General features: G+C 60.3%; 5 protein-coding genes. 1 reads left to right on the forward strand and 4 read right to left on the reverse strand.

Features of this window, described 5'->3' with window-relative positions; genetic code table 11:
* Positions 1–41: 41 nt before the first annotated feature.
* The 4 genes from msrA to aceE form a co-directional block, all read right to left on the reverse strand.
* Entirely contained in the window at positions 42–704 is a 663-nt protein-coding gene (gene msrA, locus AC4LE2_RS01730; protein WP_491823732.1) for a peptide-methionine (S)-S-oxide reductase MsrA, read from the reverse strand.
* Positions 705–758: 54 nt separating this feature from the next.
* A complete protein-coding gene (locus AC4LE2_RS01735) occupies positions 759–3,452 on the reverse strand; it encodes a sensor domain-containing phosphodiesterase (RefSeq protein WP_491823734.1) in 2,694 nt (897 codons plus the stop codon).
* Positions 3,453–3,798: 346 nt separating this feature from the next.
* Positions 3,799–5,781 carry a dihydrolipoyllysine-residue acetyltransferase gene (aceF, locus tag AC4LE2_RS01740; protein ID WP_491823736.1) on the reverse strand — a complete coding sequence of 661 codons (1,983 nt, stop codon included), beginning with the start codon at positions 5,779–5,781 and terminating at the stop codon, positions 3,799–3,801.
* 11 nt (positions 5,782–5,792) lie between these two features.
* Positions 5,793–8,441: a pyruvate dehydrogenase (acetyl-transferring), homodimeric type gene (aceE, locus tag AC4LE2_RS01745; RefSeq protein WP_491823738.1), complete on the reverse strand. Its 2,649-nt coding sequence runs from the start codon at positions 8,439–8,441 to the stop codon at positions 5,793–5,795.
* 385 nt (positions 8,442–8,826) lie between these two features.
* Between aceE and glnE the strand changes: the two genes are divergently transcribed.
* Positions 8,827–11,757, forward strand: coding sequence for a bifunctional [glutamate--ammonia ligase]-adenylyl-L-tyrosine phosphorylase/[glutamate--ammonia-ligase] adenylyltransferase (gene glnE / locus AC4LE2_RS01750; RefSeq protein ID WP_491823740.1), 2,931 nt, complete (start codon positions 8,827–8,829; stop codon positions 11,755–11,757).
* Positions 11,758–11,810 lie beyond the last annotated feature (53 nt).

Here is an 11,810-nt window from a genome sequence, read left to right on the forward strand (position 1 = left end):
AGCGCGCGAGGCTTATACCTCGCTGCTTGGGCTCGCTAGGGTCAATTCTCTTGCAGGCTGGGCGGCATGCACACGCCCATGCCGCCGATCCCGCAATAGCCGTTCGGGTTCTTGGCCAGGTACTGCTGGTGATAGGCCTCTGCATAGTAGAAAGTAGGCGCTTGCTGAATGTCGGTAGTGATCGCCGCATGCCCCTCGTTGCGCAACGCTTCCTGGAAGATCTCACGGCTGCTCAACGCTGAATGCAATTGCGCTTCGCTGGTAGTGAAAATCACCGAGCGGTACTGAGTGCCGATGTCGTTGCCCTGACGCATGCCCTGTGTCGGGTTGTGGGATTCCCAAAACACTTTCAGCAGTGCGTCATAGCTGGTTTCACGTGGGTCGAACACCACCATGACAACCTCACTGTGGCCGGTCAGGCCAGAGCACACTTCTTCGTAAGTCGGGTTGGGCGTAAAGCCGCCAGCGTATCCCACGATCGTGGTGTAGACGCCGGGCTGCTGCCAGAGGAGGCGTTCAGCACCCCAAAAGCAGCCAAGGCCGAAGTAGGCAACTTCATACCCCTGTGGGAACGGCGCCTCCAATGGATGGCCGTTGACGAAATGCTCGGCCGGAACAGCCATAGGGGTTTCGCGACCGGGTAGCGCTTGTTGCGCAGTAGGCAGGTCGTTTTTGTTTACTAGAATTGCCGAGCGCAGGACCATGGGTTTCTCCGCATGAACATGATGACAGGCCTGTGCCTTAGCTGGGCAGTACTGTCAGGCTAGGGGGCCGCGCGGGTAGCGTTTGAGTGCGCTTACCAAACTGGCGGACGGGATAGGGCGGTCAAACAGATATCCTTGGCCCACGTCGCACCGATGGCGGCGCAAGAAGCTAAGCTGCTCGGCGGTCTCGATGCCCTCGGCGACGACTTTCAGCTTGAGGTTGTGGGCCATGGCAATCACTGCCGACGTGATCTCCATGTCGTCCTGACTGGTAGGAATATCATTGATAAAGCTTCGATCTATCTTAATGATGTCGATCGGGAATTTTTTCAAGTAGCTGAGTGAAGAATACCCGGTGCCAAAGTCGTCCATCGCCAAGGACAGCCCCAGACCTTTGAGTTGCCCAAGCAGCGTGCGGGTACCCTCAGTGGCTTCGAGCAACAGGCCTTCGGTCAATTCCAGCTCCAGCAGTGCTGGCGACAGTCGCTCTTCGGTCAGGATCTGGCTGATGGAGGCCACGAGATCAGGGTCGGAGAATTGCTTGGGGGACAGGTTGATAGCCACGTGCAGCGGGCCGTAGCCTTGTGCGGTCAGGTGCTTGCTCATGCGGCACGCTTGGCGCACCACCCACTTCCCTATAGGAATAATCAACCCTGTCTCTTCGGCCACGCTGATGAACTGATCGGGCCGGATCATGCCTTTTTCCGGATGGTTCCAGCGCAGTAGAGCCTCCATCCCCAACAGTCGGCCTGAACGCAGGCACAACTTAGGCTGGTAGAACACTTCCAGTTCGTTCTGGGTCAGCGCGCGGCGCAGGTTGTTTTCCACGAACAGTTTGTAGCTGGCTTCGGCGTTCAGTACCTCGGTAAACATCTGCACTTGGTGCCTGCCATTGGCTTTTGCCTTATGCAAAGCAAGGCCTGCGTTCTTCATCAGGGTTTGTGGGTCGTGGCCATGCAGCGGGGCGCACGCCAAGCCTACCGATGCGGTGACGTTAATCAGCTGGTTGTCCACGAACATGGGTTTGTCGAGGGTACTGAGTACTTGCAGCGCTAGCTGTCGGGCGGCTTCAGGGTTGGTTTCGTCCAGCAATACGGCAAATTCGTTACTGGCAAAACGTGCCAGGGTGGTAGACGGGGCCAGGCTATTGCGCAAGCGTCGCGCCAGACTGATCAGCAGTTTGTCGCCGGTGTGGTGCCCCAGGCTGTCGTTGATCCGCTTGAAGTTGTCGATGTCCACCAGCATCAGCGCCAGGGGGGTGTCTACATCCACAGCAAAGCGGTCGCCCAGGCTGCGAATGAAAGCCGGGCGGTTGCCCAGGTTGGTGAGGTTGTCGGTATAGGCCAGCCGCTCGATGCGCTGCTGGGCAAGCTTGGATTGTGTGATGTCCTCGTAGATGCCTATGTAATGCGTCAACTCACGGTGATCGTTGAACACCTTTGAAATGGACAGCTGGCCCCAATAGGGTTCGAGGTTCTTGCGTCGGCTCTTGAATTCGCCTTGCCAGCTGTTGCTCTTGGCCAGGCTGGAGGGCGCATCGAACAGCAACTCGCTGAGGTTTTCCAGGGCTGGCAGCTCTGACAATCGGTGGCCATGCACTTCTTCAGGCGTGTATTGGGTGATGGCCGTAAAGCTTGGGTTGACGTATTCCACCACGCCATTGCAGTCCACTAACAAGAACGCGTTGGCGCTTTGCTCCACCGCACGCTGGAACAGGTGCAGGGCGCTGGCTGCTGTGCGACGGTTATGGCCTGTAATCACCTGGGCGAACTGGTCAGCCAGCTCACCGGCAAAGGCGACGTCGTCAGAGGCCCATGCACGCTCAAGGTCGCTGGCTTCCAGGCACAGCACGCCTACCACCTGGCCATCTACCCGAATACTGGCATCCAGTAGCGAGCCGGCACCGCTGCGCCGTGAAGCAATCGCAAGGCTGGGCCCTGTGTGCTGGGCATGGGTCTTGTTGGCATCCACGGCCCGGCTGCGGTGAAGGGCATCGAGATAGTCGGGGTAGCGGCTGGCATCGATAGGTGCTGGCAGGTGGTAGGCCTGGCTATTGGCGTTATAGGCAACGATAGGCACCAGCCTTTGGCCTTCCAGGTGCCAAATACTTGCCCCAACGATCTGGTAAATCTCGCAAGCGCTGCGGGTAATGAGTTCGGCCGCTTCGCGCAGAGGGTCGGTGGTGGTATAGCGCTGACGTGCCAGGCTCAGGATCAGGTGCTGCTGGGCGCGCACCCGCTCAAGGTGCTGGAGCTGCTCGCGCTGCGCACGTTGGTTAAGCTCAAGGGCGATCTTCAAGCGGCCGTTTTGGTCATCAGGCGCTTGGGCAGACGGGGCAGGGCTGTCACCGAAGGGCGGGTCTACGATCAGCAGGTAGCCGCGCATCAGCGAACGGTTGTGCTGCTTATAGGGCTCGCCTACTTCCAGAACGTGGAGCGGGCCGGCTGGGGTGTGCAGTAGGTAACGCACCAGATAATGGGCGCGGTTCGCCAGTTGCCTTTGAACTGCGTCGTGAAGCTCATAGCGCGCTTCCGGCTCCATCAGGCTTGCGTAAGGCGAGCCTATAAGCGCACACATTTCGGCCGCCGACGTGCCCAGCTCTTTTTCGCAAGAAGGGTCCAGGTAAAGCATGGCCCAGCTTGCCTCGTTAAGCCGCTCGAAACGCAACATACCCAGGCGCGATGGCACCGGTAGCTGAGTAACGACCTCAGCCGCCAAGCGAGTGGCAGCGTCCGGGTGGCTTTTCATCGAGAGCTCGCTTCAAGAAGTACGGGGTGTACAGGCTATAGGATAGCGATGTCACGTTCGGCAAGGTTGCATCATGGCGCCCTTGCTTACAAGAGAGGCAATGGCTTTATGCCTTCATCTTGCTCGCTACACGTCGGTTTTTTTACACAGCGAAGCGTTCCGCTATGGGCGCAGCCGATCGTTACTATAGTTGACATTTCATTGGCGTCAAAGGAGTGAGTGCATCATGGCAGGTTATTGACTGAAAGCAGGGGCCGGCCCAGCGAGGGATAAAAAAAGCCCCGCCGAAGCGGGGCTCAGGTACCTGAAGTTCTAATGCACGTGATGCGCAGAAGAACACAGGCCGTTACAGCAGCATGGTACGGATATCCGTCAGTACGTCGCTCAGCCGCTTGGTGAACCGAGCAGCCGCTGCGCCGTTGATTACCCGATGGTCATACGACAACGACAATGGAAGCATCAGCCGCGGCTGGAAGGCCTTGCCATCCCAAACCGGCTGCATGGCCGCTTTGGACACCCCAAGGATGGCCACCTCGGGTGCGTTGACGATAGGCGTAAAGCCGGTACCGCCAATGTGACCGAGGCTTGAGATGGTGAAGCAGGCACCCTGCATGTCGTCAGACGCCAGCTTTTTGGTACGGGCTTTTTCGGCCAACGCTGCCGCTTCCGCCGCCAGCTGCAGCAGGCTCTTCTGGTCGACGTTCTTGATGACCGGTACCAGCAGGCCATCAGGTGTGTCTACCGCAAAGCCGATGTTCACGTACTTCTTGCGAATGATCGCTTTGCCGCTAGGCGCCAACGAGCTGTTGAAGTCTGGCAATTCCTTCAGGAGGTACGCACAGGCCTTGAGCAGCAGGGGCAATACGGTAAGTTTCACACCGGCTTTTTCGGCAACGGCCTTTTGGCCTACGCGGAAGGCTTCCAGCTCCGTGATGTCAGCCTGATCGAACTGCGTGACATGCGGTACGTTCAGCCAGCTGCGGTGCAGGTTGGCGGCGCCCACTTGCATCAGGCGAGTCATAGGCACTTCTTCGACTTCGCCGAAGCGACTGAAGTCCACCACCGGAATCGGCGGTATGCCTGCTCCACCCGTCGCGGCCGAGGTAGCGGCAGGCGCTTCCTTGGCTTTGCCCATCATGGCCTTTACATAAACCTGCACGTCTTCTTTAAGAATGCGGCCGTGCGGGCCGGTAGCACTGACCTGAGCCAGGTCTACACCAAACTCGCGGGCCAGCAGACGAACCGCTGGGCCAGCGTGTACCTTGCCGCTTGGGGCGGCAGGTGCGGCCGCAGGCGCCTGGGTGGCAGCAGGCTTGGCAGCGGGTGCCTGTTCCTGAGGTGCCTTGGCAGCCGTTGCGGGCGCTGCAGCCGGGGCGGGTGCACTGCCTGCGACCTTGAGTTTGAGGATCAAGTCACCGGTGCCTACGTCGCTTTCCAGCTGGGCAATCACGCTTTCGACCACCCCTGCCTCAGGCGAGGGGATTTCCATGCTGGCTTTGTCGGACTCCAAGGTAATCAGCGACTGGTCTTTTTCGACGGTGTCGCCAGCCTTGACCAGCACTACGATGATCTTGGCCTTCCCCGACGAACCGATATCCGGCACGTGGATGTCTTTCACGGTATCGCCCACTGGCGCAGCAGGTTCAGCAGCCTTGGGTTGGGCCGCATCCGGTTGGGCCGCACCCGGTTGGGCCTGCGCAGGTGCCGACCCGGCAGAGGCCGGAGCAGCGTTCGAGCCTGAGCCTTTGAGCGTGAGAATCAGGTCCCCAGTGCCTACTTCATCATTGAGGTTGACGCTGATGCTCTCGACCACACCCGCAGCAGGTGACGGAATCTCCATGCTGGCTTTGTCCGATTCCAGGGTAATGAGCGATTGGTCTGCTTCAACCGTGTCGCCTACTTTTACCTGGATTTCGATGATCTGCGCCTTACCCGACGAGCCAATGTCTGGCACATGGATATCCTGAGACGCGCCCTGTGCGCTGTTGTCAGCCGCTGCGGCAGGTGCCGATGGGCGGGTTTGTTCAGCATTGTCCGGGGCATCGGCCGGTGCGGCTTCAGCTGCCTGTTCGGCAGGTGCCTGTGCCTGCTCAGCGCCTTCTACTTCAAGCTCGAGCAGGTCGTCGCCTTCTTTCAGCCGGTCCCCCAGCTTTACCTTGATGGCCTTGACTACGCCCGCCTTGGGGGCCGGCACTTCCATGCTGGCCTTGTCGGACTCGAGCGTTACCAGGCTCTGCTCGGCTTCGATACGGTCGCCGACCTTTACCTGAATCTCGATAACTTCCCCTTCACCGCTGCCGATGTCGGGTACGCGAATAAGCTCGCTCACGAATGTTCTCCTCAGCAGTCCAGGGGGTTGCGCTTGTCAGGGTTGATACCGAACCGGGTAATGGCTTCGGCCACGACCTTGGGCTCGATTTCACCACGGTCTGCCAAGGCTTCCAGGGCAGCGAGCACAATGAAATGACGGTCTACTTCGAAGAAGTGGCGCAGCTTCTTGCGGCTGTCACTACGACCGAAACCATCGGTACCCAGGACCTTGAATTCCTTGCTCGGCACCCACTGACGGATCTGCTCGGCAAACAGCTTCATGTAGTCGGTGGAAGCAATCACCGGGCCCTTACGGCCGGTCAGGCACTGCTCAACGTAGGTCTGCTCAGGCTTCTGACCAGGGTGCAGGCGGTTGCTACGCTCTACGGCCAGGCCATCACGGCGCAGTTCGTTGAAGCTGGTAACGCTCCACACGTCCGCACCTACGTTGAAGTCATCGCGCAGGATCTTCGCGGCTTCGCGCACTTCCCGCAGGATGGTGCCCGAGCCCAGCAGCTGCACGTGGTGCGCCGCTTCACGGGTATCGTCTTCGAGCAGGTACATGCCCTTGACGATGCCCTCTTCAGCACCGGCCGGCAGGGCAGGCTGGGTGTAGGCTTCGTTCATCACGGTGATGTAGTAGAAGATGTCCTGCTGCTCTTCCATCATCTGGCGCATGCCTTCACGGATGATGACAGCCAGCTCGTACCCATAGGTAGGGTCGTAGCTGCGGCAGTTCGGGATGGTCGCGGCCATCAGGTGGCTGTGGCCGTCCTCGTGCTGCAGGCCTTCGCCGTTCAGGGTGGTACGGCCTGCGGTGCCGCCTATAAGGAAGCCACGGGTACGGCTGTCACCCGCGGCCCAGGCCAGGTCACCGATACGCTGGAAGCCGAACATCGAATAGAAGATGTAGAACGGCAGCATGGGCTGGTTATGCGTGCTGTACGCGGTACCGGCAGCAATGAACGACGACATGGCGCCGGCCTCGTTGATGCCTTCTTCGAGGATCTGGCCCTTCTTGTCCTCGCGGTAGAACATTACCTGATCTTTGTCCACGGGATCGTACAGCTGACCTACGGACGAGTAGATACCAAGCTGGCGGAACATGCCTTCCATGCCAAAGGTACGTGCTTCGTCCGGGATGATCGGGACGATACGATGGCCTAGCTCTTTGTCCTTCACCAGTTGGGTGAGGATGCGCACGAACGCCATGGTGGTGGAGATTTCGCGGTCGCCCGAGCCATCGAGGATGGCCTTGAGGGTATCTAGCGGTGGCACCGGGACGTTGAAGCTCTTGGCGCGGCGTTGTGGTACGAAACCACCCAAGGCGGCGCGGCGCTCGCTGAGGTATTTGGCTTCGGCACTGCCAGGCTCTGGCTTGTAGAACGGCAGCTTTTCGAGGTCTTCGTCGCGAACCGGAACGTCGAAGCGGTCACGGAATTTGCGCAGGCTGTCCACGTCCACTTTTTTGGTGTTATGGGCCGTGTTTTTCGCTTCGCCGGCGCCGGTGCCATACCCCTTGATGGTCTTGGCAAGGACCACGGTAGGCTGACCGTTGTCGTTGTTCACCGCGTCATGATAAGCCGCGTATACCTTGTAGGGGTCATGGCCGCCACGGTTCAGCTTCCAGATCTCGTCATCGGACAGGTCTTTGACCATTTCCTTGAGTTCTGGCGAGTTGAAGAAGTGCTCGCGCACGAACGCGCCGTCTTTGGCTTTGTAGTTCTGGTACTCGCCGTCGATGACTTCGTCCATGCGGCGTTGCAGGATACCGTGGGTGTCCTTGGCCAGCAGGGGGTCCCAGAAACGGCCCCATACCACCTTGTTCACATTCCAGCCGCCGCCACGGAACACGCCTTCGAGTTCCTGGATGATCTTGCCATTACCGCGCACTGGGCCGTCGAGGCGCTGCAGGTTGCAGTTGATGACAAAGATCAGGTTATCGAGCTTCTCGCGGCCCGCCAGGGAGATAGCCCCCAGGGATTCGGGCTCGTCGCACTCTCCGTCGCCCATGAAGCACCAGACTTTCTGCTTGCCGGCCGGGATATAGCCACGCGCTTCGAGGTACTTCATGAAACGGGCCTGGTAGATCGCCTGGATCGGGCCCAGGCCCATCGATACCGTAGGGAATTGCCAGAAGTCAGGCATCAGCCAGGGGTGCGGGTAGGAGGACAGCCCTTGGCCGTCTACTTCCTGGCGGAAGTTGTCCATTTGCTCTTCGCTGATGCGCCCTTCCATGAAGGCACGGGCATAGACGCCTGGCGAGGCATGGCCCTGGAAGAAGACCAGATCGCCGCCGTGCTCGTCGGTCGGGGCCTGGAAGAAGTAGTTGAAGCCGATGTCATAGAGCGTCGCGCTTGAGGCGAAGCTGGAAATGTGCCCGCCCAGGTCCGGGTCCCGGAGGTTGGTACGAACGACCATGGCCAGCGCGTTCCAGCGCACCAGCGAGCGGATGCGGCGTTCCATGAACAGGTCGCCAGGCATGCGCGCTTCGTGGGTCACGGGAATAGTGTTGCGGTACGGCGTAGTAATGGCGTAGGGGAGTTGGGAACCACTGCGGGTGGCCAATTCGCCCATGCGGGTCATCAGGTAGTGAGCACGGTCTTCGCCTTCTTTGTCGAGAACCGACTCCAGGGCGTCCAGCCATTCCTGGGTTTCGACGGGATCGAGGTCTTGCATGGCTTGCTCCAGGGCGGAAAGGCCACCAGAATCGATGACCTGAGTTTTGCGACTGGCCTTGTGGGCAGACGACATGAATTCTTGGATCACCGGTCGGTTGGGCCCGGTGTCCTGTAGTTTTACTACAAATCGGCATTCATTTCATGCTTCGCGGTGCCGGGGACAACAGGAAAGCCCATGAGGTTAGCGACAAAGTGCCGCAGTGGCGTGCGGGTCTATCGCCTTCACTACATTAAAAAAGAGCATCGGAACCGTTACCCTTGATGGCCAATGCCAAAATTGAACGGGTTTCAGCTATTTCCAACCTTTGTTGGGCCGTTTGTTCACCCGCACGGTATTCCCCGTGCCTGCCGTGGCCGCGTGTAAGCGACCTCAAGGATAGACCATGAGCCGTCCCGCGCTGATCCCCTTACCCGACGTACTGCAGGTAACTGCCACATCCCGTGTTGCCCGCATAGAAGAAGCCTTTGCCGCGTTGAGCCCCGGCGCTGAGCAAACCCTCTCACCACATAAAGACCCGTTGGCTCACGTGTGCGCCGCCAGTGACTTCGTGTTCGAGCAGACGATGCGAGCCCCTGCCGTGTTGGCATCGCTAATCCAGAGCGGCGAGCTTGAGCGTGACTTCGCGCCGGGCACGATGCGCCAGCAGGTACAGGCCTCGATTGCTGGATGTGAGAGCGAAGAGGCACTGGGCGCTGCGTTACGGCGTCAGCGCACCCGTCAACAAATAAGAATCATCTGGCGCGACCTGCTGCGCCTGACCGACTTGCGTGGCACGTGCCAGGACCTCTCGGACCTGGCCGATGCGTGTATCGACGAGGCATACCAGTGGCTGTACGCCCGCCACTGCCAGACGTTCGGCACCCCGACGGGCCGGCACTCAGGCACACCTCAGCAACTGATCGTACTGGGCATGGGCAAGCTGGGCGCGGGCGAGCTTAACCTGTCGTCGGACATCGACCTTATTTTCGCCTACCCCGAGGGCGGCGAAACCCGTGGCGCGCGGCGCTCGGAAGACAACCAGGCGTTCTTTATCCGCCTTGGGCAACGGTTGATCAAGGCGCTGGACCCGGTCACGGCCGAGGGCTTTGTGTTTCGCGTGGACATGCGCCTGCGGCCCTATGGGTCGGTGGGGGCGCTGGTGCTCAGCTTCAATGCGCTGGAGCAGTATTACCAGGACCAAGGCCGTGACTGGGAGCGGTACGCCATGATCAAGGCACGGGTGGTGGCGGGCGACCAAACCGCCGGTGCCCAACTCCTCGACCTGCTCAGGCCGTTCGTGTACCGCCGGTACCTGGATTTTTCCGCCATCGAAGCCCTGCGCACCATGAAACAGCTGATTCAGCAGGAAGTGCGCCGCAAGGGCATGGCGGACAACATCAAGCTAGGGGCAGGCGGCATTCGAGAAGTAGAGTTCATTGCCCAGGCCTTCCAGTTGATCCACGGCGGCCGTGACCTCAGCTTGCAGCAACGGCCCCTGCTCCAAGTACTTTCAACGCTAGAGCGCCAGGCCTACCTGCCGGCTGACGCCGTGAGCGAGCTACGCGAAGGCTATGAATACCTTCGCTATACCGAGCATGCCCTTCAGGCCATTGGTGACCGTCAGACGCAGATGCTGCCTGAAACGGCGCTGGACCAGGCACGCGTGGCCTTCATGATGGGCGCTGAGGGCTGGGATGCCTTTCACGCCGCGTTGGCGCAATGGCGCGAGCGTATCGACTGGCACTTTCGCGGCATCATCGCCGACCCGGATGAAGACGAAGGCGACGGGGATGTGGTGGTGGGCGCCGAATGGCTGCCTTTGTGGGAAGAACGCCAAGACGACGAAGCCGCCTGCCTGCAACTGAGCGAGTCAGGGTTTGTCGCCCCGGCCAAGGCCTTAGAGCGCTTGGCCAGCCTGCGCGGCAGCAACCAGCTACGGGCCATGCAGCGCATGGGGCGTGAACGGCTGGATGCCTTTATTCCTCGCCTGTTGGCCCAGGCCAGTGAGCATGCCGAGCCAGACCTGGTGCTGGAACGGGTGCTGCCACTGGTCGAGGCGGTTGCCCGGCGCTCGGCCTACCTGGTGCTGCTGACCGAAAACCCAGGCGCGCTGCGCCAGTTGCTTACCTTGTGCGCGGCCAGCCCGTGGATCGCCGAGCAAATGACCCGCTTCCCCTTGCTGCTGGACGAGCTGCTCAATGAAGCACGGCTGTTTCATCCCCCGTTGGCCCCAGAGCTGGCCGCCGAACTGCGCGAGCGGCTGGCGCGTATTCCGGAAGACGACCTCGAGCAGCAAATGGAGGCGCTGCGCCACTTCAAGTTGGCGCATAACCTGCGCGTGGCGGCTGCTGAGATCGCAGGCACCCTGCCGCTGATGAAAGTGAGCGATTACCTCACCTGGCTGGCCGAGGCCATTTTGGCCGAAGTGCTGGCCCTGGCGTGGCGTCAGAGCGTTGCCCGCCATGGCACGCCCACGTCTGCCGATGGCCAGCCGTGCGACCCAGGGTTCGTGATTTTGGGGTACGGCAAGATGGGTGGCCTTGAGTTGGGGCACGGTTCGGACCTGGACCTGGTATTCATCCATGACGCGGATGGCCTGGCAGAGACCGATGGCCCCAAGCCGATCGACGGTGCTCAGTTTTTCACGAGGTTGGGCCAGCGCATTATTCATTTGCTAACCGCTCAGACAAACTCCGGCCAGTTGTATGACGTGGACATGCGCCTGCGCCCCTCCGGCGCGGCCGGGCTATTGGTGAGCGCGTTGAGTGCATTCGAGCGTTACCAGCAGCAGGAAGCCTGGACGTGGGAGCACCAGGCTTTGGTACGTGCTCGGGTACTGGTCGGTGATCCCAATGTCGCCACCGCCTTTGAATGTATTCGTGCCAGCGTGCTGCAGCGTGAGCGTGACCTGCCCTTGCTGCGCCAGGAAGTGTCGCAGATGCGTGCCAAGATGCGCGATAACCTGGGTACTCGGGCGACAGGGGCGGGCCGCGGCCCTACGGCCTTCGACGCGCAATCGCCCTTTGATATCAAGCAGGACGCCGGAGGTATCGTCGATATTGAATTTATGGTGCAATACGCGGCCTTGGCGTGGTCGCACGAACACCCCATGCTGCTGCGCTACACCGACAATATCCGTATTCTCGAAGGGCTGGAGCAGGCAGGCCTGATGGCCCAAGCCGATGCCAGCCTCTTGCGCGAGGCCTACAAGGCGTATCGCGCCGTTACACACCGACGGGCCTTGCAAAAGCAGGCCGTAGTGATCGCCGGTGACCAGTTCGTGACCGAGCGCCGTGAAGTCATGCGCCTATGGGCCGAACTGGGGTTGGCATGAGGGCAAGCACCTGGAACACGCGCCAGGTTAACCGTTACGCCCTGTACGAAAAT

The organism is Pseudomonas sp. 9.3L (assembly GCF_058536285.1).

Coding starts and splice junctions, on each gene's coding strand:
- msrA (WP_491823732.1), bottom strand. CDS start 704: ATGGTCCTGCGCTCGGCAATTCTAGTAAACAAAAACGACCTGCCTACT.
- AC4LE2_RS01735 (WP_491823734.1), bottom strand. CDS start 3,452: ATGAAAAGCCACCCGGACGCTGCCACTCGCTTGGCGGCTGAGGTCGTT.
- glnE (WP_491823740.1), top strand. CDS start 8,827: ATGAGCCGTCCCGCGCTGATCCCCTTACCCGACGTACTGCAGGTAACT.
- aceE (WP_491823738.1), bottom strand. CDS start 8,441: ATGCAAGACCTCGATCCCGTCGAAACCCAGGAATGGCTGGACGCCCTG.